The sequence below is a fragment of the Pseudomonas hygromyciniae genome (assembly GCF_016925675.1).
Taxonomy (GTDB): domain Bacteria; phylum Pseudomonadota; class Gammaproteobacteria; order Pseudomonadales; family Pseudomonadaceae; genus Aquipseudomonas; species Aquipseudomonas hygromyciniae.
This window is the reverse complement of record NZ_CP070506.1, coordinates 4,205,479-4,231,771: the sequence shown is the minus strand read 5'-3', so window position 1 is coordinate 4,231,771 and position 26,293 is coordinate 4,205,479. Positions and strand designations below refer to the sequence as shown.

31 protein-coding genes and 2 pseudogenes are annotated in these 26,293 nt (G+C 59.3%); 22 read left to right on the top strand and 11 right to left on the bottom strand.

Annotated elements, in window-relative coordinates:
- Positions 1-4 precede the first annotated feature (4 nt).
- The 17 genes and pseudogenes from JTY93_RS18795 to JTY93_RS18720 all read left to right on the top strand — a co-directional run bounded on the left by JTY93_RS18795 (position 5) and on the right by JTY93_RS18720 (position 12,013).
- Complete coding sequence (locus JTY93_RS18795) at positions 5-454, top strand: phage protein (protein WP_205477243.1); 450 nt, start codon at positions 5-7, stop codon at positions 452-454.
- Complete coding sequence (locus JTY93_RS18790; protein WP_205477244.1) at positions 454-666, top strand: TraR/DksA C4-type zinc finger protein; 213 nt, start codon at positions 454-456, stop codon at positions 664-666. Before JTY93_RS18795 ends, JTY93_RS18790 begins: the two co-directional genes overlap by 1 nt.
- Entirely contained in the window at positions 663-959 is a 297-nt protein-coding gene (locus tag JTY93_RS18785; RefSeq protein ID WP_065909425.1) for a hypothetical protein, read from the top strand. The genes JTY93_RS18790 and JTY93_RS18785 overlap by 4 nt, the downstream gene beginning before the upstream one ends.
- Positions 956-1,489, top strand: a complete 534-nt coding sequence (locus JTY93_RS18780; RefSeq protein ID WP_205477245.1) for a lysozyme — start codon at positions 956-958, stop codon at positions 1,487-1,489. Before JTY93_RS18785 ends, JTY93_RS18780 begins: the two co-directional genes overlap by 4 nt.
- Positions 1,489-1,944, top strand: coding sequence for a lysis system i-spanin subunit Rz (locus JTY93_RS18775; protein ID WP_205477246.1), 456 nt, complete (start codon positions 1,489-1,491; stop codon positions 1,942-1,944). The genes JTY93_RS18780 and JTY93_RS18775 overlap by 1 nt, the downstream gene beginning before the upstream one ends.
- Before the next feature lie 43 nt (positions 1,945-1,987).
- Positions 1,988-2,281, top strand: coding sequence for a putative phage tail assembly chaperone (locus JTY93_RS18770; protein ID WP_068932248.1), 294 nt, complete (start codon positions 1,988-1,990; stop codon positions 2,279-2,281).
- Positions 2,282-2,304: 23 nt separating this feature from the next.
- Positions 2,305-2,445: a DUF6890 family protein gene (locus tag JTY93_RS29630; RefSeq protein ID WP_032900077.1), complete on the top strand. Its 141-nt coding sequence runs from the start codon at positions 2,305-2,307 to the stop codon at positions 2,443-2,445.
- Between the two features lie 7 nt (positions 2,446-2,452).
- Complete coding sequence (locus JTY93_RS18765) at positions 2,453-4,438, top strand: phage tail tape measure protein (RefSeq protein WP_205477247.1); 1,986 nt, start codon at positions 2,453-2,455, stop codon at positions 4,436-4,438.
- Complete coding sequence (locus JTY93_RS18760) at positions 4,435-4,752, top strand: DUF2590 family protein (RefSeq protein WP_205477248.1); 318 nt, start codon at positions 4,435-4,437, stop codon at positions 4,750-4,752. Before JTY93_RS18765 ends, JTY93_RS18760 begins: the two co-directional genes overlap by 4 nt.
- Positions 4,749-5,924 (top strand): baseplate J/gp47 family protein, encoded by a 1,176-nt coding sequence (locus JTY93_RS18755; protein WP_205477249.1) that lies wholly within the window; start codon positions 4,749-4,751, stop codon positions 5,922-5,924. Before JTY93_RS18760 ends, JTY93_RS18755 begins: the two co-directional genes overlap by 4 nt.
- Positions 5,917-6,441 carry a phage tail protein gene (locus tag JTY93_RS18750; protein WP_205477250.1) on the top strand — a complete coding sequence of 175 codons (525 nt, stop codon included), beginning with the start codon at positions 5,917-5,919 and terminating at the stop codon, positions 6,439-6,441. Before JTY93_RS18755 ends, JTY93_RS18750 begins: the two co-directional genes overlap by 8 nt.
- Positions 6,442-6,451: 10 nt before the next feature.
- The gene (locus JTY93_RS18745; RefSeq protein WP_205477251.1) at positions 6,452-8,320 is read left to right on the top strand and encodes a phage tail-collar fiber domain-containing protein; all 1,869 of its coding nucleotides are present in this window, start codon (positions 6,452-6,454) and stop codon (positions 8,318-8,320) included.
- A 9-nt stretch (positions 8,321-8,329) separates the two neighbouring features.
- The gene (locus JTY93_RS18740) at positions 8,330-8,896 is read left to right on the top strand and encodes a DUF4376 domain-containing protein (RefSeq protein ID WP_205477252.1); all 567 of its coding nucleotides are present in this window, start codon (positions 8,330-8,332) and stop codon (positions 8,894-8,896) included.
- Positions 8,893-9,817: pseudogene (locus JTY93_RS18735) on the top strand (hypothetical protein). Before JTY93_RS18740 ends, JTY93_RS18735 begins: the two are co-directional and overlap by 4 nt.
- Positions 9,814-10,362 (top strand): baseplate complex protein, encoded by a 549-nt coding sequence (locus JTY93_RS18730; RefSeq protein WP_205477254.1) that lies wholly within the window; start codon positions 9,814-9,816, stop codon positions 10,360-10,362. The pseudogene JTY93_RS18735 and the gene JTY93_RS18730 overlap by 4 nt, the downstream one beginning before the upstream one ends.
- The gene (locus JTY93_RS18725; RefSeq protein ID WP_205477255.1) at positions 10,359-11,063 is read left to right on the top strand and encodes a hypothetical protein; all 705 of its coding nucleotides are present in this window, start codon (positions 10,359-10,361) and stop codon (positions 11,061-11,063) included. The genes JTY93_RS18730 and JTY93_RS18725 overlap by 4 nt, the downstream gene beginning before the upstream one ends.
- Entirely contained in the window at positions 11,036-12,013 is a 978-nt protein-coding gene (locus tag JTY93_RS18720; RefSeq protein WP_205477256.1) for a hypothetical protein, read from the top strand. Before JTY93_RS18725 ends, JTY93_RS18720 begins: the two co-directional genes overlap by 28 nt.
- Before the next feature lie 4 nt (positions 12,014-12,017).
- Here JTY93_RS18720 and JTY93_RS18715 read toward each other — a convergent pair whose 3' ends face one another.
- Together JTY93_RS18715 and JTY93_RS18710 are read right to left on the bottom strand one after the other, a co-directional pair.
- Positions 12,018-12,800 carry a G protein-coupled receptor family protein gene (locus JTY93_RS18715; protein WP_205477257.1) on the bottom strand — a complete coding sequence of 261 codons (783 nt, stop codon included), beginning with the start codon at positions 12,798-12,800 and terminating at the stop codon, positions 12,018-12,020.
- A gap of 103 nt (positions 12,801-12,903) precedes the next feature.
- Positions 12,904-13,167 carry a hypothetical protein gene (locus tag JTY93_RS18710; protein ID WP_205477258.1) on the bottom strand — a complete coding sequence of 88 codons (264 nt, stop codon included), beginning with the start codon at positions 13,165-13,167 and terminating at the stop codon, positions 12,904-12,906.
- Positions 13,168-14,503: 1,336 nt separating this feature from the next.
- On the opposite strand from JTY93_RS18710, the gene JTY93_RS18705 reads away from it, so the two are divergent.
- Together JTY93_RS18705 and JTY93_RS18700 are read left to right on the top strand one after the other, a co-directional pair.
- A complete protein-coding gene (locus JTY93_RS18705) occupies positions 14,504-15,142 on the top strand; it encodes a hypothetical protein (protein WP_205477259.1) in 639 nt (212 codons plus the stop codon).
- Positions 15,143-15,260: 118 nt separating this feature from the next.
- Positions 15,261-15,632, top strand: a pseudogene (locus tag JTY93_RS18700) (alpha/beta hydrolase family protein); the annotation flags it as partial.
- Here JTY93_RS18700 and JTY93_RS18695 read toward each other — a convergent pair.
- A complete protein-coding gene (locus JTY93_RS18695) occupies positions 15,629-16,288 on the bottom strand; it encodes a M24 family metallopeptidase (RefSeq protein WP_240344382.1) in 660 nt (219 codons plus the stop codon). The pseudogene JTY93_RS18700 and the gene JTY93_RS18695 sit on opposite strands and share 4 nt — an antisense overlap.
- Positions 16,289-16,380: 92 nt before the next feature.
- Positions 16,381-16,737: a DUF2784 domain-containing protein gene (locus JTY93_RS18690; protein ID WP_029298317.1), complete on the bottom strand. Its 357-nt coding sequence runs from the start codon at positions 16,735-16,737 to the stop codon at positions 16,381-16,383.
- Positions 16,738-16,852: 115 nt separating this feature from the next.
- Between JTY93_RS18690 and JTY93_RS18685 the strand changes: the two genes are divergently transcribed.
- On the top strand, positions 16,853-17,542 hold the full coding sequence (locus tag JTY93_RS18685; protein WP_205477260.1) for an HAD-IA family hydrolase: 690 nt from the start codon (positions 16,853-16,855) through the stop codon (positions 17,540-17,542).
- A 34-nt stretch (positions 17,543-17,576) separates the two neighbouring features.
- Here the strand turns inward: JTY93_RS18685 and JTY93_RS18680 are convergent, their stop codons facing one another.
- Positions 17,577-18,323 carry a 3-oxoacyl-ACP reductase family protein gene (locus JTY93_RS18680; RefSeq protein WP_205477261.1) on the bottom strand — a complete coding sequence of 249 codons (747 nt, stop codon included), beginning with the start codon at positions 18,321-18,323 and terminating at the stop codon, positions 17,577-17,579.
- A gap of 127 nt (positions 18,324-18,450) precedes the next feature.
- Here JTY93_RS18680 and JTY93_RS18675 point away from each other — a divergent pair, with 127 nt between their 5' ends.
- A complete protein-coding gene (locus tag JTY93_RS18675) occupies positions 18,451-19,374 on the top strand; it encodes a LysR family transcriptional regulator (RefSeq protein WP_205477262.1) in 924 nt (307 codons plus the stop codon).
- A 21-nt stretch (positions 19,375-19,395) separates the two neighbouring features.
- Here JTY93_RS18675 and JTY93_RS18670 read toward each other — a convergent pair whose 3' ends face one another.
- From JTY93_RS18670 to JTY93_RS18660, 3 genes are all read right to left on the bottom strand, one after another.
- Positions 19,396-20,124, bottom strand: coding sequence for an aspartate/glutamate racemase family protein (locus JTY93_RS18670; protein ID WP_205477263.1), 729 nt, complete (start codon positions 20,122-20,124; stop codon positions 19,396-19,398).
- A 14-nt stretch (positions 20,125-20,138) separates the two neighbouring features.
- A complete protein-coding gene (locus JTY93_RS18665; RefSeq protein ID WP_205477264.1) occupies positions 20,139-21,668 on the bottom strand; it encodes an NCS1 family nucleobase:cation symporter-1 in 1,530 nt (509 codons plus the stop codon).
- Between the two features lie 445 nt (positions 21,669-22,113).
- Positions 22,114-22,848 carry a phosphoadenylyl-sulfate reductase gene (locus tag JTY93_RS18660; protein WP_169992667.1) on the bottom strand — a complete coding sequence of 245 codons (735 nt, stop codon included), beginning with the start codon at positions 22,846-22,848 and terminating at the stop codon, positions 22,114-22,116.
- Positions 22,849-23,002: 154 nt separating this feature from the next.
- Here JTY93_RS18660 and thrH point away from each other — a divergent pair, with 154 nt between their 5' ends.
- A complete protein-coding gene (thrH, locus tag JTY93_RS18655) occupies positions 23,003-23,620 on the top strand; it encodes a bifunctional phosphoserine phosphatase/homoserine phosphotransferase ThrH (protein ID WP_029298307.1) in 618 nt (205 codons plus the stop codon).
- A 347-nt stretch (positions 23,621-23,967) separates the two neighbouring features.
- Here thrH and JTY93_RS18650 read toward each other — a convergent pair whose 3' ends face one another.
- The 3 genes from JTY93_RS18650 to pabB form a co-directional block, all read right to left on the bottom strand.
- On the bottom strand, positions 23,968-24,324 hold the full coding sequence (locus JTY93_RS18650) for a helix-turn-helix domain-containing protein (RefSeq protein WP_205479861.1): 357 nt from the start codon (positions 24,322-24,324) through the stop codon (positions 23,968-23,970).
- On the bottom strand, positions 24,324-24,626 hold the full coding sequence (locus tag JTY93_RS18645) for a type II toxin-antitoxin system HigB family toxin (protein WP_205479863.1): 303 nt from the start codon (positions 24,624-24,626) through the stop codon (positions 24,324-24,326). The genes JTY93_RS18650 and JTY93_RS18645 overlap by 1 nt, the downstream gene beginning before the upstream one ends.
- Positions 24,627-24,875: 249 nt before the next feature.
- Positions 24,876-26,219: an aminodeoxychorismate synthase component I gene (gene pabB, locus JTY93_RS18640; protein ID WP_205479865.1), complete on the bottom strand. Its 1,344-nt coding sequence runs from the start codon at positions 26,217-26,219 to the stop codon at positions 24,876-24,878.
- Positions 26,220-26,293: the final 74 nt, after the last annotated feature.

The following is a 26,293-nucleotide window of genomic DNA, read 5'->3' as shown; positions in this document are numbered from 1 at the left end:
CCGTATGTCCCGTATTGGCGGTAAAAACTTCGACATCAACCTGGGCGATCTGCAGATCCACGTTGAAAGCTGCACCCTGGACATCACCGATAACACTGCCGTGGCGCAATCCCGGGGTGTGCCCAACGGGCACGTCGACGGCGATGTGTCGTGCAGTGGTGAATTCGAATTCGACACCAGCAACTTCAACCTGCTGATCGAGGCCGCACGCATTGCCGGTAGCTTCCGCCAGTTGGAGCCCTTCGACTCGGTGTTCTTCGCCAAGGCCGGCGACGAAGAGCTGCGCATTGAGGCCTTCGGCTGCAAGTTGAAGGTGTCCAGCCTGCTGAGCGTCGACCCAAAAGGTGGCGAGAAGTCCAAACACAAGGTGCCTTTTGATGTCACCAGCCCGGACTTTATCCGCGTCAACGGCGTGCCGTACCTGGCTGCTGCAGAGATCGAGGGCCTGCGCTGATGGTTTGCCCGTTCGATCGCGCCCAGGCCCTGGAACAACGTCAGCGTGACGCGGCGATCGCGGCCGCACTTGCTGCAGCACGGCCGAGCGGGCCAAGCCTGACCCACTGCGAAGACTGCGATAAGCAGATCCCGGAAAAGCGCCAGGCCCTGGGCGGGATGACTCGCTGTGTTCCATGCCAATCACTTGTTGAGCAAGGACAGCGCCGATGACCGCACGCGCCAAGCCCAAAGGCACCCTGGAAAGCCGTTTCGCGGTGCTTGAGCACCGCGTCAGCGACCTGGAAGAACGCCACGAAACCGTGCCGACCCGTGTCACCCGGTTGGAAGGCGAATTCGAACACATGGCGGTACAGCTCTCGGATTTGAACGATGGCCAGCGTGAGCTAACCGCCACCGTGTCCGACATCGGCACCAAGGTCACCCGCATGTTGGCGGTGCTGACGGTGCTGGGTGTGGTCGCGCAGATGGTCGGGCCTGCGCTGTTGCGGATCCTGTTCCCATGAGCCTGCGCAACAAGATCGCCGCCGGTGCCCTGGTGCTGGCCAGCGCCCCTTTGCTCGCCTTCCTGGGCAAGTGGGAAGGGGAGGGTCAAAACGTCGTCTACGCCGATCGCTTGGCCCGTGGCCTGCCAACGGTGTGCAAGGGCATCACCCGTTATACCAGCCCGTACCCCTTGATCGTGGGTGACTACTGGTCGCCGGCGCGCTGCGCCGAGGTGGAGCAACTGGTGGTCGAGAAAGGCCAACTGGCGCTGGCCGACTGCCTGACCAATCCTGCGATCGGGCAGAAGACCTTCGACGCCCTGAGCAGCCATGGCCACAACTTTGGTACGCCCAGCACCTGCGCCAGTCGCGCCGTGGGCTTGATCAATGCCGGCAAGATCGCCGAAGGCTGCAAGGCACTCGCCTGGGGCCCCGACGGCAAGAGCCCGGTGTGGTCGTCGGTCACTGACGCCCAGGGCCGTAAGCGCTTTGTTCCGGGCCTGCACGCTCGCCGGCGCGCCGAAGCGGCCATGTGCGCGGAGGGCTTGTGATGCTGCGCGAGATCCTGTTTCCGCTGCTGCTGTGCGTGGTCGCATTTATCGGCTTCGACATCCTGGAAGGACAGCGCGACACAGCACGCCAGGAACGTGACAACGCCCTGTTCGAAGTGACGGGCCTACGCGAAGCCGCCCGCATTAGCGGCGAAATGCTGGCCAACCGTGACGCGATCGATCTTAAACGAACCCTGGAGCTGGACCATGAACGCGCTTCAAACCTTGAGCTGCAGCGCGCTGTTGACGATCGCCGTCAGCGGCTGCGTATCAACGCCACCTGCAGCGCCGCCGGCACCGAAAAAACCAGCGCCGGCGGCGTGGCTGATGCAAAAACCGCCGAACTCGCAGCAGACGCTCGACCGGATTATTTCACCCTCAGAGATCAGCTTGCCCTCAGTAAGCAAATGATCCTGGGCCTGCAGGACTACGTGCACCAGGTGTGCCTGCGCTGACCCGAAACCGCCTTTAAAAAAACCACCACAACGGATACGAACAATGAGCCAGACCCAAGCCCGCGAAATCACCCTGGAAATCGGCACCAAGGAATTCACCTTCACCCTGACGCCCCAGGACGTGACCAAGTACTTCAACGCCATGACCGCCAATAACAAGGTCGCACCGTCTTTCAACCTGCTGAGCAGCACCGTGCTGCCGGCTGAAAAAGCCGGTCTGCGTGAGCTGCTGGCCAACCCGGTGATGACTATGCAGGTGGCCGGCGCGCTCCTCGAGGAGTACGCGCCCGACGTCGAGATCATCGTAAAAAAGCCCTTGAGCACGCTGACCGCCTGACCGAAGACGGCCTGGGCCAGTTACTGGCCTTGACCAACCGTTGGCTACCAGGCGCCGAGCCCAGCATTGAAAACATGGGCACGGCCAAGTGGCTGGAAGACGAACACTGGAAACGCATGGAATTTGCCGTTGCAAGCGGCATTGCCCGTGCGTTGAACGGATAGGAACCACATGGCCGATCGTAGCGCCCGCCTGGACTTCATCCTGGCCCTGACCGACAAGGTCACCGCGCCCCTGGGCAAGGTGAAGATGGGCTTTTCCGAGCTGACCGAGCAAAGCGAAAAGAACATCAAGACCATGGGCATGGGGCTGGCCGGTGTGACGGGCGCTTTCGTCGGCATCAACGAGTCGCTGCAGCCGGCGCTGGAGATGAACCGCGCCCTGGGCGAGGTCAAATCATTGGGTGTGGCCGAAGACGCGCTAACCGCGCTGAATCAAAAGGCCCTTGAGTTCTCGGTGAACTATGGCGAGAACGCCCGGGATTTTGTGGCGTCTGCCTACAGCATTGAGGGCGCAATCAAGGGGCTGACCGGCAGCCAGTTGGCCACCTTCACGAACACCAGCAACCTGTTGGCCAAGGCCACCAAATCCGACGCCGAGACCATGGGCGCCTACGTGGGCACCATGTACAACCTGTTCAAAGGCCAGGCTGACGCCATGGGCAAGGGCGAATGGGTTGAAAAACTCGGTGGGCAGACTGCCCTGGCTGTGCAGCTGTTCCGCACCGACGGCGCCCAGCTCAAGGACGCCTTTAAGGAAGTAGGTTCCATCGCGACCGCTGCCGGCGTCGATATTGCCGAGCAGTTCGCGGTAATCGGTTCGCTGAGCAGCACCATGGAAGGCGGCGACGCCGGCGGGCGCTACAAGGCGTTCTTCGAGAACCTGGGCGCTGCGTCCGAAAAAATGGGCCTGAAGTTCACCGACTCCAACGGCAAAGCGCTGCCCATGCTGCAGATCATGGACAAGCTGCAGGGCAAACTGGGCGATCTGACCAGCGCGTCGGCCAGTGCCAAACTGATGGAAGCGTTCGGCGGGGAGGGCGCCCAGGTGATCAGCTCCCTGGCCAAGGACACCGATCGCCTACGCAACGGCATGGACAAGCTGGGCAAGGTGCGCGGCCTTGAGGACGCGCAGAACATGGCAATGGCCATGGTCGACCCCTGGCAGCAGTTCGGTGCTGCAGTCGAGGCGCTGCGTATTGCCTTCGGCCAGGCGCTGATCCCTATCCTGACGCCGCTGATGGCCAAGCTATCGGGCATTGCCGGCACCATGACTCGCTGGACTCAGATGTTCCCCAACATTGCCCGGGTGATCGGCATCGTCACGCTGACGATCCTGGCTCTGATCGCTGTCATGTCCTTGCTGACCTTCGCGGTGGGCGCCGGCCGTATGGCCTGGCTGGCCATGGTGACGGTCTGGAAAGTGGTGCAGATGATCAGCCTTCGGACCACCGCCGTGTTCCTGATGCAGAAGCTGATCATGCTGACCTATATCACCGTGGTTTACGGCTTGACCGCGGTGCTTGGCCTGGTGCGCGGCGTAATGATGTTGTGGCAGGGCGCGATCTGGCTGGTCAACGCGGCACTGCTGGCCAACCCGGTGGTGTGGGTCGTGATTGGCGTTCTGGCCCTGGTCGCGGCGGTGGTCGCCGCCGTTGTGTACTGGGACGAGTGGACGGCCGCGCTGATGAACAGCGAGGCGTTCAAGTGGGTCAGCGACCAGCTCACCGCACTGTCGGACTGGTTCGCCTCGATGGGCGGCTGGTCAGGGATGGCCAAGGCCGCATGGGACGGGATCGTGGCGATCTTTCATACGGCCATCAACAGTCTGATCGAGATGCTGAACAAGATCCCCGGCGTCGACATTGAAACCCGCTTTGGCGCCATGCCCGAGGTGCCCGGTACCGACATTGGCGTTAACACCATGGACAGCGCTGCAGCGGCGCAGCGGGCCCAACAGACCATCAACGCGGCCATTCCAAGCCTGTCGCCGGCGCGGCCCAACGCCGTGCCCCAGGGCGGACTGCTGACCAGCATCCAGAACAACAACAGCAGCCAGAACAAGGGCATGCACGTGGAGAAAGTCGAGATCCACAACAGCAAGCCTATGACCTCCCTGGAGATGGAAAACATGGTCGCCATGTCGGTGGGCGGATGAGCGAATACATCGATCTTCTGATTGTCGGCAATGACCTGGTGCTGGATCCGTCGCGTCAGCCGCTGCTGATCGATGACCGGGCCAGCATCGCCCAGGACATCGCTCACATGATCCGCGACAGCGGCCTGCTGGTCACCCTGGTGGCCGAGCGCGATCGGCTCAAGCAACGCGACTGTATCCAACAACTGGAACTGCTGGTGGAGGCCGACGAACGCCTGGTACCGGGCACGGCGCAGATCACCCAGCTGCAGCCAGGCCAGTACCTGGTCACGGCGACAACCCTGAAATTCGGCGATATTGAGGTGGATTTGTGAGCGACGTAGATTTCAAGCAGGCGCTGGCCGACGCCGGCATTCCCACGACCGAGGCGGGGCTCCTGCAGGCGTGGGAAAAAGAGGTGGCCGCCCAGGGCAGCAAATTGAGCAACACCAGCGCCTATTCGCCGTTCTGGCGTGTGGTGCGCGCCCTGGTGACCAAGCCAGTGCTGTGGATCTTGGAATTTTTCGTGGCCACGGTGCTGCCCAACTTTTTCGTCAAGACCGCTGTAGACGCCTGGCTCGATATGCAGGCCTGGGCCGTCAACGTCGAGCGTAAGGGCGCGACCAAGGCCAAGGGTTTTTTGCTGTTCACCCGCGAAGCCGCCGGCGGCGCCCTGGAAGTACCGGCCGGGACATTGGTGCAATCCGCCCCGATTAACGGCCATGTTTACCAGGTAGTGACCACGGCGGTGGGCATTTTCGCTGACGGACTGATGCAGCAGCAGATCCCGGTCGAAGCGGTCGAGGCCGGCGCCGGTTTCAATTTGGCCCCGGGTTACTACGCGATTCTTCCCGTTCCGGTACCGGGCATTGCCCAGGTTGTGAATAGCGACGGTTGGTTGACCACACCTGGTGCCGATCCTGAGCCCAACGACGAGTTGCGCTTGCGCACCCGCAACCAGTTTTCAGCGGTCAACCAGTGGCACACCGATGCGGTATACCGCGCCATGATCGCCGCCTTTCCTGGTGTGCGCCCCGATGGTGTGTATTTCGAACATGGCGCACCACGTGGCCCAGGCAGCGCCAATGCCTATGTGCTGTTTGAAGCGGACGTGCCGGCGGCGACCTACCTGGAGCAAATCAACGCGCATATTCGCGACCAAGGCAACCATGGCCACGGCGATGACTTGTTGGTGATGGTCATGCCGGAAACCCAGCACGTGCTGAAGTTGGAGATCTGGCCGCGTTCCACGCTGACCGTCGAGCAGCGTGAAGCACTCAGGGAAAACGCCGAGCTGTTCGTCCGCGCAGCCTTTCGAGAAAGCACTGCCAGCGACTTCCAACCGACGCTGACCTACCCCCAGTCGCGCTTTTCATTCAGCCGCCTGGGCGAAGAGCTTCATCAGCAGTTTGCGGGGATCGATTCTTTGCGGTTCGCCACGGCCGACATCATCAGCGAGCTGAACATTCCGCGGATCCAGACCTTGGAGGTACTGCTGCATGATTAAGATCGAACTGCCTTTCTGGCTCGATGGCGCCGAGCTGACCAAGCTCAAGGCGGCGGCTCAGTCCTGGTGGGAAAGGGTCGAGGGCTGGTTGCGCTGGCCGTTACTGCAGATGGATGCCGATACCTGCCATATCAGCGTGCTGGAGCTGCTGGCCTGGCAGCGCGATATAACCCGCTTCAAGGGCGAGCCTGAAAGTCTGTTTCGCCTGCGCGTGAAATACGCGTTCATCAACGCGGTAGACGCGGGCAGCACCGCCGGCATGAAACGCATTTTGCAGCGCCTTGGGGTTGGCTACGTCGAAATTGACGAGCGGATGGCCGGCCGGGATTGGGACGTGGTGCTGCTGCGTTTTTCCGACTCGCAGCTCTCGCAGAACCCAGAGCTATTACGCGTGCTGATCCAGCACTACGGGCGCACCTGCCGCCGGTATGACTTCATCACCTTAACGCCGGTGGCCGTCCATGCCGCCACCGTTCACTTCAATGACGATCAGCAAACGCTGGTTGCCTATCTGTAGGAACCCTTCCATGGCCAACATCACCCTCGCAGGCGAAAGCCTTATTGCCCGCCAGCAGGGCGCCAAGCAACCCCTGGTTATCAGTCGATTCATCTTTGCCAATGTGCCCGGGCTGAACCCGCAGGCGCCTGTTGACCGTGCTGCAGGTAAGCCACCGGCGGGCCAGATCGTGCACGTGTACCAGATGCCGGCGGAAAACGCCGGCTACGTGAACCCCAACCAGGTGGTGTACAGCTGCCAGTTGGGCTCCGACCTGGGTGACTGGGATTTCAACTGGATAGGCCTGGAGAGCGACGGCGGCGTGTTGTTTTCGGTGGCGTACGTTCCGCTGCAGCAAAAGCGCCGGTATATCCCGCCGCACCAGGTGGGGAACAACATCACGCGCAACTTCCTGGTGGCTTTCGACGGTGCCCAGGCGCTGACCAATATCAGTATCGATGCCAGCACCTGGCAGCACGACTTTACGGTACGCCTGGCGGGGATTGATGAGCGCGAGCGTCTGAGCAATCGTGACATTTTTGGCCGAGCCTGTTTTTTTGGCGCCGGCCTGCAGTTGGACAAATCGGGGGCCACTTACTTGCTGAATGGCGGTACTGCCTACATTGAGGGCGTGCGCCTCTACAATCCCGCGACGACCGCTGTGACCCCGACGAGCTTCCCGACCACCGCCTGGCTGGATGTCGTGTTGCAGCGGGAACTCAGTGATCTGGTCGTAAGTTGGAAACTGGTATTTGCCGCTGCCCAATCCGATTACACCGACAGCGCCGGCGCTCGTCATTACTGCGTGCCGCTGGCGCAGTTGTCTGCATCTGGGGCCATTACTGACCTGCGCAAGGTCGAGCCAATCGACGGGCCGCTGGTGGAGCACTTCGCCGCTCGATCAGGGGACTACTCCAAACTGCGCGCACGGGCTACCACCAAGGATGACGTGGGGTTGGGCAAGCTTCCCAACGCCATCAGTGATGATCCAGCCTCAGATAGCAGTGAGGTACTGGCCAGTACCAAGGCGTTAAAAAACGCCATGGAAACTCTCAACCTTGGCACGGCAGAGGGCCCGTACACACTGGTCAAGGTCAATGAGCGCGGCCAAGTCGTCTCCGGCAGCAAACCCAAGAAAATTCGTGAACTGGGAGTCCTGGACGCTTTGATTCCGGGTGACTTCGGTAGTCCGATCGCCGCTACAAGCCGGCATTTTCGTATTTCTTCAGAGATCGAACCACCGACGACGCATTGGAATTCCCTGGTTAACGAAGGCCTGCATTACAAGCTTATCCACGGCACAAACCCAGGCGGGCCAGGCGATGACCAGTATTACTACTGCCGTGTGTACGTTCGCGGCAACGTGTCAGAGTCGGGTATCACCGTGGTGCAGCAATTTGCTGAGCCCTACGCAACGCCGGTGTATGCGGGGAAGTCCTGGTGGCGAGGGAAAAACGATACCTGGGCCCCTTGGGTTGAATCGCTGGACAGCGGGCGTTTAGGGACTATCCCCGAAATGGTCAGCGGTGGCGCGCCGCACAAAATGCCCACCTTTGACACCCTGCTGAACGGCCTGCTGGGCTCCACCAGCGCCAGCCACCTGATGATTCCAGCGCGGGGGGCGGATAACCGTATGCGCTTCAAGCTGGTGCAGATGGGCAAGACAGCCAATGTCCCTTCGGACGGCTCCATCAACGTGACGTTCCCTCTGCAGTTCTCCGGTGAGCCCGTGGTTATCGGCAACATGACGTACCCGACGTTCAGCAATTTGCGCACTAGTAACTTCACGCCGATCGGCGTCACCAGCACCGGTTTTACCGTGGAAAACCAAGCCATTATCGAATCCACCTCACTCAACGTCGGGCCGGCCTACTGGCTGGCGATCGGCGATCCGATTTAAGGAACCCTCATGTACGCCACTTGGATTGAAAAGGACCAGCGTTTTGGTTTTCGCCTGAATGAGGGGGCTCACAAGATCACCGAAGAAGAGCGCGACAGTTTGTTAGCGGCCGAGGCGGCAGGTATGCAATTAGCCCCGGCTCCGTTGACGGGCCGTCCGGTCGTGGTGCCTGCGACGGGGAGCGCGGATGACCCCGCTAAAGAAATCAAAAAGCTGCACCAGCGCGTTACCAGTGAGATCAACCGCGAATGTGAAGCGTCGATCACCGGCGGGTTTTGGTCCAATGCCCTGGGCGCCCGACACCTTTATAGCAGCCAGCAGGCTGACCAGATCAATCTGGCCGGCGCCGTGTCGCTTGGAAAAAGTGTGGAGTATCCCTGCCGGGACGTGTGGGCCGTAAAAGCGTATGTGCTGCACTCGGCACAACAGCTGCGCAAAGTTAGCGATGAGTTTGTGCTGTACAAAATGCAGTTGCTGCAGCGCGCGGATGAACTGAAACAACGAGCCGATGAGGCCCTGGACAAAGGCGATCGGCTCGCGCTGCAGGCCATCAAATGGGAGCAGCCAGCCTTATGACTTGGGCACCTATCAATATGCGTTGGCCAGAACAGTCGACCCGCTGGATGGAGGAACTGGCAGTTGCGCAAGGTCTTGCCGGCGGTGAGCTGGCCAACACCAGCCAGCGCCTGGCCGGCCTTGAGGGCATGACTAGCACCAACCCGGGGCCGGTGGGGGGATGCCGCCAAAGGCGCGATCGAGGCGGGGCGTGCGGCATTGGCTGGGCAAATGGGCGAAACGCCGGCGTGCCTGACGGTGACCCCATTTCAAAGCGGTGTAGGGCAGGGCCGTGGCCACCAGCGTTTTCTGTCTGCGCCGAACTTGCTGCAGCAACTGGCTGCCAAACTGGTCGACGCCAGCGACAGTGGCCGGCCGGCTGGTCCTCAATACGCGCTGTCGATCATGTTCCTGGGCACGCGCCTGGATCAGTTCGCCGAGACCCTGGCGCGCTTCAATGCCCTGCTGCCGATCCCTGACCTGGTGCGCGCTGAACGTCGGGCGCGCAACCTGTCGCGGCTGGAGGCCGAAAAGTGGGAGATCCCCAGCGCCGGGCCTTTGCCGCGCTGGTCTACGCTGCCACTGGAGCGCTGCACGCTGGTCAAAGCGGCCAAGCAATCCATGGCCGGCCAGATTGCGGTCCTGGAAAGCTACGCGGCCGACAGCTCGCCCATGGGCGACCTGGCTGCACTCGCGGGGCGTAAGGCTGGCCAGCAGCAGGACCGCGATAAACAGCTGAATGACTTGAAAGCCTTGCTGGCAGACGGCAACGCCGATCACAGCATGCGTGCGCGAGTCCTGGGCCCAGGTGATAACAACGAGTTACGCCGTGCCTTACTGCAGGGTGATGCACCGGGTCATGAGTGGGTGCTGTGCGCCGGCGTGCTGTTGGTAGGTTCACGGGACGGACTCAGCTTTGTCCGGGAGCTGGTCGGCCTATGACGCTATTACTCGACGGCCAGCAGATCATGGGCAAACGCCTGAAAATTACGGCCAACCTGCGTATCGAGAGCGACGATCTGTCAGGGCAGACCAGCAACAGCCAGACCGCGCACAAGGGCTTCAAACCCAAAACCCTGACGGTCGCCCTGATGATCCCCTTCGTTGACCAGGTGCAACTGCGCAGCCTGATGCGTTTGGCCGAGGCCACCGCCGGCGGTGGCCAGCTCAAAATGTATCGCATCGTTAACGACACAGCCGCCGCGTTCGGGATCCGTGAAGTGCAGTTCTCCGACGGTGTGAGCGCCCGGGAAGACGACACGCTGAACGCCTGGCTGGTTCAGTTCACCCTATCTGAAAAGTTATCCAACCCTGAGCGCGTGGAAAATCGCCGCGCTGGCAACGGCGTTACCTCGCAATCCAGCCCGGGCTCTGCGGTCGGCGGCGGCGCCGCTGGCGGGGGGGACGGTACCGGAAACCCCGAGGAGCTGAGCGGCTTCGAACGGACCTTGAAAAAGGTCGACGACTGGCTGGCACCCACACCATGAAACTGCACAAGGTACTGACGATCGGCGGCACGCCTTACCCGCTGATCAAGGATGAAGTTCGGCTGGACATTAAAAGCCCCGGCCGGGCGACCTTCACCATCCAGGCCGGCGCCCCAGTCAAAGGCCTGGTGATGCTCGATGTCGGCTACAACGAGGGCCCGCTGCAGCGCCACTTCATTGGTTTTGTCGAGCGATCGACGGCCATCAACAGCGTGCAGCAGATTCTGGTCTGCCGTGAACTGGCGGCGTTCCTGTCGCAGCCTATGCCGCTGAACCTGCGCCACGTCGACCTACAGGGCGTGCTGGCTGAGGTCAGCGACAAGACCGGCTTGCGTTTCCGGGTGCCGGACAAGGCATACGCCAAGGTCAAGGCCCCGTACTTCTACAGCCTGGCTGCCGGCTATCTGGCCATGGACAGCCTGGCCAGCGTGTTCAGCATTCCCGACTTCATCTGGCAGCAGCAGGGCGACGGCGAGGTGTTTGTGGGCAGTTGGGCCGACAGCTTCTTTGGCATCCGCTCACCGCTGCAACTGCCGATCGAACTGTTCGACGGCTACCAGGGCAACCAGAGCGCAATGATCGCGGCCCTTCCAGGACTGCGCCCAGGTGCAACCATCAACCAGGGCGAGAGGATCACCAGCGTGACCCTTGCCGGCAACCAAATGGCGATCAAATGGATGACGCAATCCGTCGCAGCGTAGAGCGACAATTTCCCGAACTCACCGGTGGCTATCACCTGCCACGCTTTGGTCGCGTAGTAGCTGTGCCTGATGCGCCGGCCGCGCCTGGCCTGTGCGACGACTTCCGACCGCGCTTTGGCGTCGACGTGGAAGTGCTGCTGCCCGATGGCGAGCCAGACCCAGCGCTGCCGATCCTGACTGGCCTGCCGTTGCCGGCGCCGATGGGCGGGCAAGAGGCTGGCATGTTCGGCTTCCCGGAAGAGGGCACCACCGTAGTGGTCAGCTTTGCCTACGGCCTGCCGCACAAGCCCTTTATCACGCAGATCCTGCCCCACGGTCTGAGCCTGCCCCGGGTGCCGAAGGGCGACCAGGTGTGGCAACACAGCGAAGCCTGCCAGCAACGCGTCGACGCCGACGGCAATTGGCTGCGCCAAACTGACGGCAAGATCCAGGACAAGGCGATCGAGCGCGAAGTGGAGGCGATGCAGAACATGGAGAGCTTCCAGAGCCACACCATGACGGTGGACGACCATTCAACTGAATCAGTGGGTGGTATCAAGACGATCGAGGCGCTGGGCGCGCTCAAGTTGCTGTCGGGCGGATCCGCCAGTCTCGCGGCGGTGGACGATCTGCATCAGGCGACCGGGCGTGATTTGAACTTGGTGGTGGGGCAGAAGCACAACCTGACCGTTGGGGGGGATATGGTGGAAAGAATCCAAGGGATTCGCGAGAGCGTGGTGTCGGTCAGTCAGCGATTGGTTGCGCCTCAGACCTGGCTAGGATCTGAGAGCGTGAACGTACTGCAGGTGCTTTGTGATTTGCTTGACCTAGTGCATCAGATGAACTCGCAATTGGCCAAACACACCCATACGTCAGGCCAAGAGCCTAACCCGGCCGATTCCCAACAATTTGTTGCGCACTCTCTAGCTTCAAAGAGCTTAAAAGTGATTTTATCTTCCATTACTGCCTAGCAAATCAGGGCTGCCTTCCGCCCATTTCTCTCATAAGGTCGACCTGGCCGGTTAAACCTAATACTGAAGAGTTAGGTAGCGGTATTACACATTGATTCAGTAACTTGTGTCTTCGAAAAGATGCCCGTTTCTCGGGAGTGCTGAGCTCGGAGATGTACCAGCACATGAATACTAGTAATTCATCCTGTTTTATTTCTAATTTTAGAGCCTCTATAAGGTCTCCTTTGTAAAGTACAGTCTCTTGCAAGTCTTCTAAATCATTAATTATTTTAAGTGTGGCATTGACGAACTGGACTGCAGAGGAGTATTCACCAGTCAGCATTCTTTGAGATATGCCACAATACTGATTTCTGAGTTTTTCGGGAATATGGCCATTTATGGATGCAATAAATGGCTCAATCGCACTTAAGAAATCTTCCCTGAATTGCTTGAACGCTTCTTTTCCCTCTATATGGTTTTGGCTTACAAAACGGTTAGCCTCTTTTCGGTATAAGGCGATTTTCTCATCAGCGGTAGCTTGTTGTTTTTTGTTCTCGGCTATTTTGGCTTCTTCTTCTTTTTCAATTTTATATCTTTTTTCGTCTTCGTTTTTCTTGAGGTGGCTTGTGTAAATTGGTATGACGGCTAGATAGAGAAATAGCGTGGCTGTAATGCATGCTCCATATTGGCTCCATTCGTTAAACCCGCTCGGGAGTTTCCAGTCTGCTATAAAGAAATACAAAGTATTAGCGACGGCTAGTAGTGTGATCAACCCCACTAAAAAACTTCTGATCCCTGAAAGTTTCATATTTTTCTCTTTGGTTTGGTTTTTAGAAGGTTGTAATGCCTTAGTTAAGCGTTTGTTATACGTGCTTTTTCAGCCCGCCACTAGCGGGCTTTCTATTGATAGTCTAGAACTGCGGATCGCCCCAGTCACCGTAGTCGCAGATCAGTTCACCTGCTACTGTGTCGATAACATGAGCGTCGTATTTGTCGCTGAATTCATCCGTTAACTCTTCTACTACGTCTATCTCAGCGTCGCTATCCCGCCAGACCTCGTCTTCAGCGTCATAACTAGAAAAGTCCTGCATTGGCGTGAAGTTTTTCTTTAGCCAGCTTTCCATCTCCGCCTTTGCGGTGGCCATCTCATTTCTGTAAGTTTCTAGATCGTCCATTAATCCCCCTGCTAACAATTCAAACCTGTAGGTGCTTCCCGTAGAACCTTCAGATACTCCTCTCTGTTAGTGAGGGCGGCTTACTCATTTTCCAAGGGGGCTATTGCCGTCGAAGGAAAAATCCTAACGGTCAGAAAAAAATCGGTGAAAAAGCACTTATCCCCCTCCCGCCGACGGGCTTTGTGTCCCTTTTTTTTGCAAACGGGTAGTGGGGTGCAAACGGTGCCCCAGCTCAAGCCCGCTGCGGGCTCTGGGGGGAGGTTTGGCAATTGCACAGAGTGCAAGGCTTTGCAAAAAAGTGCAGTGGCCTTGCACATACGCCACAAGGCGGTAGGGGAGTGGTCACGCAGACGAGGTGCCCGGTTTACGGGGGCTATGGCTGTGAAAACCTACTGCAGGCGGTGTTTTCGTTTTCGGAACCGTTCATATCAGGGCTCAACCAGTCGCTGTCGGACCCTACGCAAAAACGACTGTGAGGCCCAGCCTGTCGGGGTTTCCAGCATTCTGCGGCATTGCACAGCCTCACCATCAAGTTCAGGCTGTCGGTACCAATCCAGAGCGTGTGGAAAAACAACGCCGAAACGATGGGCGCATGGCCATTTTCCAGGCGAGGGGTGGGAAAAGGGTAATTTTAGTAATTGGCAGGTCAGAATTGGCTGGAGCCCTTATAGAACGTGGCTTTCAGCTATTACCTCGGAGGGTAATATAAGGTAACGAGAGAGGTAATATTTTGTTCAGCCCCCCATTTTGCTGGGTTTGGCAGCTCACTGGCATTACTGTCTCTGAAAGTAATTTTCTAACCATTTACTTACCTTATTATTACCTCTATAAAATATATCAACTATCTGATTTTATTAGACTTTATCCGGTTTTTGACAGTTCATTACCAAAATTACCTTTTTCCCATGGCTCAACATAAATCGTTCAAAACGCCTGTTGTGACCGTTTTCTGCAACCTGGTGCATTTAAGCCATGGGACTGCCATGGGACAGATCCTGTGTGCACCACCGGGCTGCAGCCCTTATAAACCGGGGGCCTTGGTTTCGAAAATCACGAACGGGTAGTTTCGAATCTCTCCTTCACCGCCACATTCTACAAACACAAACCCCCGGTTTTCTTCGAGAAAGCCGGGGGTTTGTGGTTTCTGGCATCTGGAAAAAGGAGATATGGGGCAGATGACTGGTTTTACAGGTCTGCGAACGGTTCCCCACCCCATTGGCCAGCCGGTCTTTTGAGCGAAGCAGCATTTCTGCGTGGCCGGGTGGCAAGTGGGCAACTGCGCGGCCTTCATAGTATCGTTGCGGCCTCCAACCCTCACAGGATATGAAGGTTACCCATGCGTTTACTCTTCCCGCTGGCTGTCAGCCTGGCCCTTATTGGCTGCGCCACGACTAAAACCGATGTTCGCAACGAAGTGCAAATCAGCAAATATGATCCGGCCAACAGTGCTCGTGTTCGCCTGATCACGGGTGATACCACCAACGCGGGCTTTATCAGTGGCCAGACCTGCGAGATGTTTTACAACGAGTCCCTGCTGACCAAAACGCCTGAAGAAGCTGGGTGGCAAACCGCGCATGTCGACTCGGCAGGTCTGTACCCTTTTCGGGCGACAGACAGCCAGAACAGTGTGATTGGCATGCCTGCCAGTAAGGCGAGCAAAGCCATCAATCAGTCGCCCAAGGTGTTTGACGAGCATGTCATTGCGGCCGGCAAACCCTTTATTGCAGGGTTTGGCATGGGGGGATCGCAAATCTCCTGCTTTCCCGCGCCCGTCACACTCATCCCCGAGCCTGGCAAAGACTATGAGATGGAACTTCAAATTATAAAGATCAGCACGTTCAAGGCCGGCTGCGTGATTGCTGTTCGCCAACTCTCCACTCAGGCCAATACCACGGTGGAAACGCCGCTAAGACCGCAGGTGTGTGCCAAGACCCCGTCGGGCTGGTACACCGTCAACGCTGCGCCTTTGCCTTGAAATGCCAGAACAGGACGCAGGTGCAGTGTTGACCGCCGCTTAGGTAAACCTTGAAGCCCGGTGCGCAGTCTTTTAGAGGCTGCTCTTTTCTAAGTGCTATCAGCTTTTTAAAATCACTCGGGTCAGCGCCATTGTTTCACTGGACCTGGGCCTGTCCCGTGGGTTTACCGATCAAAGCCTGGCGGCGGTGTCGGTGCAGACATTGGTGATTGCGGCGGGCGTGCCCTCGACCGAGCTTCCCGCCGCGTTGGAATCCGCTGATCTGGCCAGGCGCCTGCCACCGGCAGCGACGCGTTATGTCGAAATCAGCGACGCCACTCACTTCAGCTTTATGGCGGTGTGCAAGGCGGGCGGGGAGGCGTTGATCGAAGAGAGTTCGCCGGGCGATGGCATGATCTGCCGGGATGGCGCGGGGGCCCGACCGCGTGAGGTGATCCAGCAGCAGACCACCTCATTGATTGTGGAGTTTCTGGCGCGGCAACAAGGCTAGGCCAGTAAGTCCTCATAAAACGCCCCATACGGTTTGCTCGGATGAGCAATCTGGATCTCAAGGATCCACAGCCCTTCATTGGGGTAGTGCGCGAAATCCCCCAAGTCACCGCCACGATGGATGGCATGGGGGTAGTCGCTGACGCGGTGCCCTTTGATGCTCAGGTTCAGTACCCAGCCCATGTCCCGGGCCTGTTCCTCGGCATAGCGATACAGCTCAAGGCCCATGACTTTTTCGGTTTTCCAGCGCAACTGCACCCGGTCGAACAGCTCTTTGGCCGCGCTCGCACAAGCAGCCATTTTCGGGTCGCTGCCGGTGGTAAATGTGGCGCCGGCGTCGCCTTCGTGGCCTTGCCACACCGCACCCATGTCGATAAAGAAGATGTCGTCCTCGGTTAATACTGGATCGCCGTCCGAGCGCTGCTTGAAGGTCTTGAGGGTGTTGGCGCCAAATCGCACCAGCAGCGGGTGCCAGATGCGCTGCATGTCCAGCTCGGCAAGCACGTGCTTGCCCAGTTCGCGGGCCTCGGATTCGAGCATGCCGGGGCGGATCTGCTGGGCCAGTTGCTCGATGGCGCGCCAGGTCATGGCTTGGGCGTGGCGCATGGAGTCGATGCTGTAGGCGGCGCCAACGGCTTCCTTCGAAGGTGCGTTCAACGGGGTGTCCTCGGTTTTTATAGGCTGATCGTTATGTCTTTCACTATATAGCGAAGAATTGTGATCGGGATACCCATGCCTGCACCGAATCGCTACCAGCGCCTGACCAGGCGCGTATACACCGCAATATTAATCACCAGCACCAGCGCGCCCAGGCCCAGTTGGATCTGTGGTGTCAGCCCGGCGGGATAGATCAGGGCAATGATGTAATGCTCGATAAAACCTGCGCCATAACCCTCTTGTCCGGCGAGGTGGCGTAACAGGTTTTCCCAGCGGGTCAGGGGGCAGGGCAGGTGGAAGAACTCGACGGCCATGCCCCAGGCTGCGGCAGGCAAGTGCAGCCAGATGACCCGGCGCCAGCGCAGGGCGAGCAGGCCTCCGAACAGCACAAACAGGATAAAACACAGGTGAAACAGCACCAGGCTGTCGGCAGCAATGCGCAAAAGCATATCGGGTTCGCTTGGACGGGGAGGGCGCCAGTCTAAGGGATAATGAGTTGCTTGCAGGCTGGCAGGGCCGTTATTGTGCTGAATCCTTTTAGTCCTTTGCCACGGATCTTTTGTGATGAGCGCATCGCGTACTGCTGTCGGCCCGATCAAGGCCGTGATTTTCGATATGGACGGGTTGTTGCTGGACACCGAAGGCATCTACACCGAAGTCACGCAGATTATCGCCGAGCGCTATGGCCGCACCTACGACTGGGGCATCAAGCAGCACATCATTGGCCGTGGCGCCCAGGATCTGGCCGAGTATGTGGTCAAGGCGCTGGACTTGCCGATCACGCCTGAAGAGTTCCTGCTCATCCGCGAGCCGTTGATGAGCGAGCGTTTTCCCAAGGCACTGGGCATGCCGGGCGCCGAGGCGTTGGTGCGGCATTTAAAGGCGCACGATATTCCCATCGCCGTGGGCACCAGTTCGTCGCGCCATTCGTTTGGCCACAAGACCACGCTGCACCGGGAGTGGTTTGGCCTGTTCGGTACCATCGTCACTGCCGACGACCCGGAGGTCGGCGCTGCCAAGCCAGCCCCGGACATCTTCCTCACCGCTGCCCGCCGCCTGGGCGTTGCGCCCGAGGATTGCCTAGTGTTTGAAGACTCGCCGTTTGGCGTGACCGCTGCCAAGGCCGCGAACATGACCGCCATTGCAGTGCCTGATGAGGCCATGGCCGACAGCAAGTACGCTCACGCCGACCAGATCATCCGCAAACTTGCGGACTTCGACTTGGTGGCCTACGGCCTGCCGCCGCTGCGCTGAATTGTAGGAGCCGGCTTGCCGGCTCCTACAAGCGTCATGCGCTGAAGCCACCATCGATGGTCAAGCTTGCGCCGGTGATGTACCCAGCCTCCGGCCCTGCCAGGTAAGCCACAAAGCTGGCGATCTCTTCCACCTGCCCATACCGACCGACCGCCATCAGGCCAATCAGGCTCTCGGCAAACTCACTGTTGGCCGGGTTCATATCGGTGTCCACCGGGCCTGGCTGCACGTTGTTGATGGTAATCCCCCGTGGCCCCAGGTCGCGCGCCAGGCCTTTGGTCAGGCCCACCAGCGCGGCTTTGCTCATGGCATACGGGCCGCCACCGGCGAAGGGCATGCGCTCAGCGTTGGTACTGCCGATATTGATGATGCGACCCCCTTCGGCCATGTGCCGGGCCGCTTCCTGGGTGGCAATAAACACACTGCGCACGTTGATGGCCAGGGTCTGGTCAAAGTCCTCCAGTTTGAAATCCTCCAGCGGGCCGACCGCCAGCACACCGGCGTTGTTCACCAGGATATCCAGGCGCCCGAACGCTTCGACAGTGGCACTGACGGCATTGCGGATGGCGCTTGCATCGGCACTGTCGGCTTGAATCGCCAGGGCCTTGCCGCCAGCGCGGATGACGCTGTTTTGCAGGTCTTCAGCCTTGGCGGCGGAGCTGACGTAGGTAAAGGCAACAGCTGCGCCTTGCGCTGCCAAGCGTTGGACGATGGCGGCACCGATGCCGCGGGAACCGCCCTGGATCAAGGCAACTTTGCCGCTGAGGGTTTGTGTGGTCATGTCGATCTCCAGATCATTCAAGGCAGGTCTGCCAGGTTGTTGGAGGCGAGTATCGACGGAGCTGGCCGCTCCCGGTAGACCGTGATTGCTATAGTCTGTGTAAACCAAAAGTTTAGAGTGAGAGGGTATGGAGAGCTTCGGCAGTATCGAATGCTTCGTGCGCAGCGCCGAAGGCGGCAGCTTTGCCGAAGCGGCCCGGCACCTGAGCCTGACGCCGGCGGCCGTCGGCAAAAGCGTCGCCAAGCTTGAGGCGCGCCTGGGCGTGCGGTTGTTTCAGCGCAGTACCCGGCGCCTTACATTGACTGAAGCCGGTAAGTTTTTTCTGCAAGAGGTCAGCGCCAGTCTCACCACTATCCAGAATGCCGTGGCCAACCTGGCCAGCGCCGAAGGCCGGCCCGTGGGTACGCTCAAAGTGAGTATGGGCACGGTATTCGGCAACCGCTATGTGGTGCCGCTGTTGGCAGATTTTATGCGACGTTTTCCCGATATCAGTCCTGATTGGCATTTTGATAATCGCCAGGTCGACCTGATCGGCCAGGGCTTTGATGCGGCCATCGGCGGCGGGTTCGATCTGCCCCAAGGCGTGGTCGCGCGCAAGCTGACCCCGGCCCACCGGATTTTGGTGGCCTCGCCCGATTACCTGGCAAAACGCCTGCCCGTGCGTGTCCCAGAAGACCTGGGCTTGTGCAATGGCATCCTGATCCGTTCGCCGCAAACCGGCCGCGTGCGGACCTGGCAATTGACCAATCGCGCCCGCGAACAGCGGCCCTTGATGCTCAAACCGCGGATGACCATGGGCGACTCCGAAGCCGCGTGCTGCGCCTGCACCCAAGGCCTGGGCATTGCCCTGGTCAGCATGCCGATGGCTGTGCCGTTTCTCGAGAGCGGCGCCGTGGTGCGAGTGTTGCCCGACTGGTACGTTGATGACGGCAATATCTCCCTGTATTACGCCGAGCACAAACTGCTGCCGGGCAAGACCCGGGTGTTTGTCGACTTCATCCTCGAGCAGTTTGCCCAGCAGCAGTTGGCGCAGCGGTTCAGTGCGATCTGAACCGCCATGCCGGCGATGGCCTTACCGCGCGAATCGCCCCGGCCAACCGATGATGTTCTTCGGCCGGGGTGTGGCATAGGTACGCACCTTCGAAGTCGACAACCCCAGCCTTACCAACGCTTCGGCCAGGGTGACAGCAGCCGTCACGCCATCGACCACCGGCACGCCGGTGCGCTGGCGGATTTGCTCATCCAGCCCGGCCATGCCGCCGCAACCCAGGCAGATCACTTCGGCCTTGTCTTCGCTGATGGCCAGCTCGGCCTGACGCACGATGGCTTCCATGGCCCGCAACGGGTGTTCCTCCAGTTCCAGCACCGCCATACCGCTGGCGCGCACCGAGGCGCAGCGCTCATACAGCCCGGAAAGCTTGAGCCGGTCTTCGATCAACGGCACCGTGCGGTCCAGGGTGGTAACCACCGAGTAAGCATGGCCGAGAAACATGGCGGTGCAGGCGGCGGCATCGGTGATATCCACTACCGGCACGTTCAACAATTCTTGCAGGCCTTCGCGGCCATGTTCGCCATAACCGGCCTGGATGACCGCATCGAATGGCTGATCGTAGGCCATCACCCGGTCCATCACCGCGATGGCCGCCAGGTAGCTTTCGAAATTGCCTTCTACCGATTCGGCACCGAAAAACGGCGTCAGCCCGACAATTTCGGTGCCCGCCGCCGCCACGCTGCGGGCCTGCTGGGCAATGGCCTCGGTGATGGATTCGGTGGTGTTGACGTTGACGACGAGAATGCGCATGGAATGCTCCCTGATCAATGACTGACGTTGTCGACAGCGATGCTCTCGCCGCTGATATCGGCGTAGACCGGCTGGCGCTTGGCGATCAGCCAATACAGCACCCCGCCAATGCCGGCGCCAAACAGCCAGGAGAACGGCGAGACGCTGGCAAAACCCGGCAGCAGTGCCAGCACAATGGCAATCACCGCCGCCGGGACAAACGCGGCCACCGCCCGCAGGTTGACCCCGCGGCTGTAGTAATACGCGCCGTTGGGATCTTCGCTGTACAACTGCGGCACGTCGATCCGGCCCTTACGGATCAACCAGTAATCCACCATGATCACGCCATACAGTGGGCCCAGCAGGGCACCGAGGCCGGAGAGGAAGTACACAATCACCAGCGGGCTGTTGTAGAGGTTCCACGGCAGGATGAGCACCGCGAGAAACGCGCTGATCAGCCCGGCGCGGCGGAAGTTCAGGTACTTGGGCGCCAGGTTGCTCAAGACAAAGGCCGGGGCAACGAAGTTGGCCATGATGTTCACCGCCACGGTGACGATCAGGAATGCCAGGCATCCCAGCACCAGGAAGAAGGTATTGGGAATGGCCGCGATGATCTGGGTAGGGCTTTCGATCACCTGGCCATTGAGTTGGAACTGGCCGCCGCACAACAGCACGGTGATGATCGCGAACACCAGGATATTCACCGGCAGGCCCCAGAAGTTGCCGACCTGGATGGTCTTGCGGCAGGGCGATGAACGGGCGAAGTCGCAGAAATTGAGGATCAGGGTGCCGTAGATCGCCAACCACAAGGCGCCACCGGCAAAGATATTGCGCCACATCTCGCCACCGCTCAGGGGCTCGCGGATTGACCAGGCGATATTGCCGCTTGCCTGGAAATACATCCAACCGGCCAGCGCCGCGACAGTCAGCAGGATGACCGGGCCGGCAAAGCCTTCGTAGCGGCGGACCATTTCCATGCCGTAGGCCAGGATCACCAGTTGCACAAACCAGATCAGCACAAAACATGCCCAGCCCAAGGTTGAAAGACCGAGGATCGAGTTATGGTCGTAGTCGGAAAATCCTGGATCAATCGCCACCAATAGAACGCGGAACACCACTGATGCGAGGTAGGTTTGAATCCCGAACCAGGCGATGGCAATCACGGCCCGGATAAGCGCAGGTATTTGCGCGCCATATATGCCGAAACTGATCCGGCTGATCACCGGAAACGGCACACCGGTTTTCTGGCCCATATAGCCGGACAGATTCATAAAGAAATACACCAGCGCCGCGCCGATCCCCAGTGACAACAGAATCTGCCAGCCACCCAGCCCCAGTGCGTACAAGCCGATGGCGAAGGAATAGTTGGCGATGTTGTGCACATCGTTGGTCCACAGGGCGAAGATGCTATAGCCACCCCAGCGCCGGCCTTCGACCTTGGTGGGTGCCAGGTCCTTGTTGTGCAGGCGTGGGCTGAGCACCAGCGGGCCGGGGTTTGCGGCCGTGGGGCTGGCTGTGGAGGAGGGCAGATCCAGTGCGAGATTATTGGGAAGAGTTGTGCGCATTCCGGCAGGCTCCTGGCATCTGCAGCAGGCGCTGGGTTGCAGGGCGCCTGGCATGCGGACACAAAGTGTATGAAGGTTGTTGTTGAAGTTGTATACAAAGACTTCAACTCCCTTAGCCACTTGCGTGCCAGGTTTTTTATCTATCAAAAGTTTGGCTAATTTCGTTTTTGCAGGTTTGATTAATAAATAGCTGAATTTAAACAACTATAAATTGACCGTTTGAACAGGTATTTATTTTGTTGCGGGAATGTAGGTGTGGAGGATGTAGGAAGTTGGCCGAAGTGGGGTGTAACTTTTCGGTGCGAAATAATTGAAGTGCACACAAAAATGGCACTGTTAGTGACAATATTGTGTACGGGATTTTGCGGCGAGCGGAAAAAGTGCGGGGGCGGGCTTGTTGTGGCGAGCCCGCTCGCCACACAGCGCTATATCGGAGGGGGCGGTTTCAGGCCTTGCTGATGATATTCCCCGCATGCAACCCGCATTCCTTCTGGGTTGCTTCTTCCCACCACCAACGGCCTTCGCGCTCATGCTGGTTCGGCAACACCGGGCGAGTGCACGGCTCGCAGCCGATGCTGATAAAGCCGCGTTCGTGCAGGCTGTTGTAAGGCAGCTCCAGCATGCGGATATAGCCCCAGATCTCTTCACTGGTCATTTGTGCCAGCGGGTTGAACTTGTAGAGGGTGCGTTCCGGCGTGGAGAACGCCGTGTCGATTTCCAGGGCCGCCACCTGGCTGCGGGTGCCGGGGCTCTGGTCGCGGCGCTGGCCGGTGGCCCAGGCGCTGACGCCAGAGAGTTTGCGGCGCAGCGGTTCGATCTTGCGCACGCCGCAGCATTCGCCATGGCCGTCCTTGTAGAAGCTGAACAGGCCCTTTTCCTTGACGAAGGGTTCCAGCTTGCTCTGGTCCGGCGAGATCAACTCGATATCGATCTTGTAGAAGTCGCGCACCTGCTCGATAAACCGGTAGGTCTCCGGATGCAGGCGGCCGGTGTCGAGGCTGAAGACCTTGACGTTTTTGTTCAGCTTCCAGGCCATATCCACCAGCACCACGTCCTCGGCACCGCTGAAGGAAATCCACAGGTCATCGCCGAACTGGCTGAACGCCAGCTTGAGGATGTCTTGGGCGGACTTGTTGGCATAGGTCGCGGCGAGTTCAGCGACGTCGAAGGCTTGGTTCATCAGGACGGTTCCTACAGGTCAGTGGCGCTGAGCGCTCTATAGGGGTGGGATGTTAACAAAATCCGCCCTGCGTTGCGGCGGCCAGCGCGAATCGCTAGAGTTCGGCAGTCCTTTTACTCGCTCAACTGAAAAAAAATCCAAATGGGAGTGTCTTGTGGAAATTGCCTGTCTCGACCTGGAAGGGGTGCTGGTTCCGGAAATCTGGATCGCCTTCGCTGAAAAAACCGGTATTGAATCCTTGCGGGCCACCACCCGGGACATTCCCGACTACGACGTGCTGATGAAGCAGCGCCTGCGGATTCTCGACGAGCACGGTTTGAAACTGTCGGATATCCAGGAAGTGATCGCCACCCTCAAGCCGCTGGAGGGCGCCATCGAGTTCGTCGATTGGCTGCGCGAGCGCTTCCAGGTGGTGATCCTCTCGGACACCTTCTATGAGTTCTCCCAGCCGTTGATGCGTCAACTGGGCTTCCCGACCCTGCTTTGCCACCGCCTGATCACCGATGAAAATGATCGGGTGGTGAGCTATCAACTGCGCCAGAAAGACCCCAAGCGCCAGTCGGTACTGGCCTTCAAGACCCTGTACTACCGGGTCATTGCTGCCGGTGATTCGTACAACGACACCACCATGTTGGGTGAGGCGGATCGTGGGATTCTGTTCCATGCGCCGGAGAATGTGATTCGCGAGTTCCCGCAATTCCCGGCGGTGCATACCTTTGAGGACTTGAAGCGGGAGTTCATCAAGGCCTCGAATCGGTCGTTGAGCCTGTAAGTGATTTAGCGAGGCTGACGGCCTCATCGCGAGCAAGCTCGCTCCCCCATTTTCGACTGTGTTTGCAGAGCAAAAATGTGGGAGCTGGCTTGCCCGCGATAAGCATAAGTATCTACACAACTTTCAGAAACTGACGAACTCACCCGTGGCGAGCGGGCTTGCCCCGCGCTGGGCTGCGAAGCAGCCCCAATAAGCCGAATGCGTTGTACCAGATACACCGCAGCTGCTGGTTTTGGGGCTGCTTCGCAGCCCAGCGCGGGGCAAGCCCGCTCGCCACAACTGCGCTATCTGCCTGGATCTAGGCGTTGCGGCAAAGTTGTGTAGATACCTATGCCGCGATAAGGCCCTCAAGCCCCTTCAAACAACCGCTCATAAGGAATGCGCAAACCTTCGTGCAGGCGCTTGATCATGGCCAGGCTCAGCTTGCGCTTGTGGTTCAGCACTTCGGACACTCGGCCGCTGGAGCCGATAAAGGGCTCCAGGTCGCGCGCCGTCAGGCCCATCTGGTCCATACGGAATTTGATAGCCTCCACCGGATCGGAAGGCGGCATGGGAAAGTGTTCGTCTTCGTATCTTTCGATCAGCAGCGCGAGAATTTCCAGCTCATCACCTTCCGGCGAACCGATCTGCGCCCCCCATAACTGATCCACACGCGCCAGCGCAGCGGCCAGGTCTTCTGGGGTACGAATAGGTTTGATGTTCATCACACAGTCTCCGCGTTGATCTGGTCGTACTGGGCATGGGTGCCGACAAACCGTATGAAACCCAGCTGCCGCAAATAGTCGATCGCCACAACCACCCGATACTTATTGCCACCAATATTGAACACGACCCTTCCTCCTTTGAGCGTGCTTGCGGTTCGAAGCACCCTCTTCAGGTCCTGTGGCGTGTGATAAGTGGATTTCTCTAGATGGCGATACCATTCAACCAGTGGTGTTTTTGAGTCGGTATAAGCCGGGCTGCTTTCCCAGAACTCCCTTAAGGCGGCTCTTGCGATTATTCGCATCTATCGAACCTCCCAATTTGGGAGATATTAGGCGTCACTTCCGGGGTTTTCAAGTCCTGGTAGGGAGCGCGATGTGTAGGAAATGGGCTTTGTTTCAACGCAGCAAGCGATACAACGACAAAGGCAACAAGCAGTCGATCCATGTGATCCCTCACAGACGGCCAAGTAACTTCGAAGCGAGACGCTATCCCTGCGCCCCGCTGCTGTCCACGGCGGTTCTGATTCAGGTTCTTTCCCTGGGAGGTGGGTTTACAGCGCTTCCAGCGTCTCCAGCAACACCCGCACCTTGGTCATCGATTCCTGATACTCCGCCTGCCACTGGGAGTCGGCAACGATCCCGCCGCCGCCCCAACAACAGACTTGGCCGTCCTTGACCAGCAGGCTGCGAATGGCGATGGAGCTGTCCATCCCGCCGCGCACATCCAGGTAGAGCAACGAGCCGCAGTACAGCCCGCGGCGGGTGGGTTCCAGTTCGTCGATGATCTGCATCGCGCGGATCTTCGGCGCACCGGTGATCGAGCCGCCGGGGAAGCTGCCGGCGATCAGGTCCAAGGCGTCTTTGCCGTCAGCCAGTTCGCCGGTCACGCTGCTGACCAGGTGATGCACATTCGGATAGCTTTCCAGGCTGAACAACTCCGGCACCTTGACCGAGCCGGTGCGGCAGGTGCGGCCCAGGTCATTGCGCAGCAGATCGACGATCATCAGGTTCTCCGCGCGATCCTTGGGGCTGGCCAGGAGTTCGGCCGCGTTGGCGGCATCTTCTTGAGGCGTCAGCCCCCGAGGTCGGGTGCCCTTGATCGGGCGGGTTTCCACCTGGCGCTGGCTGACCCGTACGAAACGCTCGGGCGACAGGCTTACTACCGCGCCGTCATCCGGCAGGCTCTGGAAGCCGGAGAACGGCGTCGGGCACGCTGCGCGCAGGGCGCAATAGGCGACCCATGGATCCCCGTTGCAGGTCGCGCGAAAGCGTTGGGCGAAGTTGACCTGATAGCAATCACCGGCCTGGATATAGGCCTGGATGCGGGCCAAGGCTTGCTCATAGGCTTCGGCGCTCAGGTCCGGGGTCATCCGGGTGTGCAGCTTGAAGCTGGCCTGGGTCTGGGCGGCAGGTTGGCTGAACAGGGCCAGCAGCCGTTGCAGTTCGCTTTCCTGCAGTTTCGGATGGAACACCAATTGGCTGGTGCGCGCCTGGTGGTCGCTGATCAGCGCCCAGGCGTAGAGGCCAAAACGCGCATCGGGCAGACCCAGGTCGTCGATTGCCTGGTGCGGCAGTTGTTCCAGGTGGCGGCCAAAGTCGTAGCTCAGGTAACCGATCAAGCCGCCGGCAAACGGTAGCTCATAAGGTGCGGGCAGGCTCGCTTCACCCAGCAGCGTCAGGTTTTCCCGCAGGCGTTGCAGGAAATCGCTACCGCTTTCATCCGGCCATACCGCCAACGTTGCTTCCGGCCAGGCGCTGAGCAGGTCATAACGACCCCGCTCGGCTGCTGGTCGGCCGCTGTCCAGCAGCACGGCCCCGGGTGCATGGCGGATCGCCGCAAAATACTCGGCGGGGTTGGCGTGGTAGGGCAGCGGGTGTACGGAGCAGGTCGACATGCGGGGGGTGTATCAGCCATGGGCGCGGGGGGAGGGGATTGTAGTCCCCTCAAGGATTTGCTCCTAGAGGGGAT

Coding starts and splice junctions, on each gene's coding strand:
- JTY93_RS18795 (WP_205477243.1), top strand. CDS start 5: ATGTCCCGTATTGGCGGTAAAAACTTCGACATCAACCTGGGCGATCTG.
- JTY93_RS18790 (WP_205477244.1), top strand. CDS start 454: ATGGTTTGCCCGTTCGATCGCGCCCAGGCCCTGGAACAACGTCAGCGT.
- JTY93_RS18785 (WP_065909425.1), top strand. CDS start 663: ATGACCGCACGCGCCAAGCCCAAAGGCACCCTGGAAAGCCGTTTCGCG.
- JTY93_RS18780 (WP_205477245.1), top strand. CDS start 956: ATGAGCCTGCGCAACAAGATCGCCGCCGGTGCCCTGGTGCTGGCCAGC.
- JTY93_RS18775 (WP_205477246.1), top strand. CDS start 1,489: ATGCTGCGCGAGATCCTGTTTCCGCTGCTGCTGTGCGTGGTCGCATTT.
- JTY93_RS18770 (WP_068932248.1), top strand. CDS start 1,988: ATGAGCCAGACCCAAGCCCGCGAAATCACCCTGGAAATCGGCACCAAG.
- JTY93_RS18765 (WP_205477247.1), top strand. CDS start 2,453: ATGGCCGATCGTAGCGCCCGCCTGGACTTCATCCTGGCCCTGACCGAC.
- JTY93_RS18760 (WP_205477248.1), top strand. CDS start 4,435: ATGAGCGAATACATCGATCTTCTGATTGTCGGCAATGACCTGGTGCTG.
- JTY93_RS18750 (WP_205477250.1), top strand. CDS start 5,917: ATGATTAAGATCGAACTGCCTTTCTGGCTCGATGGCGCCGAGCTGACC.
- JTY93_RS18745 (WP_205477251.1), top strand. CDS start 6,452: ATGGCCAACATCACCCTCGCAGGCGAAAGCCTTATTGCCCGCCAGCAG.
- JTY93_RS18740 (WP_205477252.1), top strand. CDS start 8,330: ATGTACGCCACTTGGATTGAAAAGGACCAGCGTTTTGGTTTTCGCCTG.
- JTY93_RS18730 (WP_205477254.1), top strand. CDS start 9,814: ATGACGCTATTACTCGACGGCCAGCAGATCATGGGCAAACGCCTGAAA.
- JTY93_RS18725 (WP_205477255.1), top strand. CDS start 10,359: ATGAAACTGCACAAGGTACTGACGATCGGCGGCACGCCTTACCCGCTG.
- JTY93_RS18720 (WP_205477256.1), top strand. CDS start 11,036: ATGGATGACGCAATCCGTCGCAGCGTAGAGCGACAATTTCCCGAACTC.
- JTY93_RS18715 (WP_205477257.1), bottom strand. CDS start 12,800: ATGAAACTTTCAGGGATCAGAAGTTTTTTAGTGGGGTTGATCACACTA.
- JTY93_RS18710 (WP_205477258.1), bottom strand. CDS start 13,167: ATGGACGATCTAGAAACTTACAGAAATGAGATGGCCACCGCAAAGGCG.
- JTY93_RS18705 (WP_205477259.1), top strand. CDS start 14,504: ATGCGTTTACTCTTCCCGCTGGCTGTCAGCCTGGCCCTTATTGGCTGC.
- JTY93_RS18690 (WP_029298317.1), bottom strand. CDS start 16,737: ATGCTTTTGCGCATTGCTGCCGACAGCCTGGTGCTGTTTCACCTGTGT.
- JTY93_RS18685 (WP_205477260.1), top strand. CDS start 16,853: ATGAGCGCATCGCGTACTGCTGTCGGCCCGATCAAGGCCGTGATTTTC.
- JTY93_RS18680 (WP_205477261.1), bottom strand. CDS start 18,323: ATGACCACACAAACCCTCAGCGGCAAAGTTGCCTTGATCCAGGGCGGT.
- JTY93_RS18675 (WP_205477262.1), top strand. CDS start 18,451: ATGGAGAGCTTCGGCAGTATCGAATGCTTCGTGCGCAGCGCCGAAGGC.
- JTY93_RS18670 (WP_205477263.1), bottom strand. CDS start 20,124: ATGCGCATTCTCGTCGTCAACGTCAACACCACCGAATCCATCACCGAG.
- JTY93_RS18665 (WP_205477264.1), bottom strand. CDS start 21,668: ATGCGCACAACTCTTCCCAATAATCTCGCACTGGATCTGCCCTCCTCC.
- JTY93_RS18660 (WP_169992667.1), bottom strand. CDS start 22,848: ATGAACCAAGCCTTCGACGTCGCTGAACTCGCCGCGACCTATGCCAAC.
- JTY93_RS18650 (WP_205479861.1), bottom strand. CDS start 24,324: ATGAACATCAAACCTATTCGTACCCCAGAAGACCTGGCCGCTGCGCTG.
- JTY93_RS18645 (WP_205479863.1), bottom strand. CDS start 24,626: ATGCGAATAATCGCAAGAGCCGCCTTAAGGGAGTTCTGGGAAAGCAGC.
- pabB (WP_205479865.1), bottom strand. CDS start 26,219: ATGTCGACCTGCTCCGTACACCCGCTGCCCTACCACGCCAACCCCGCC.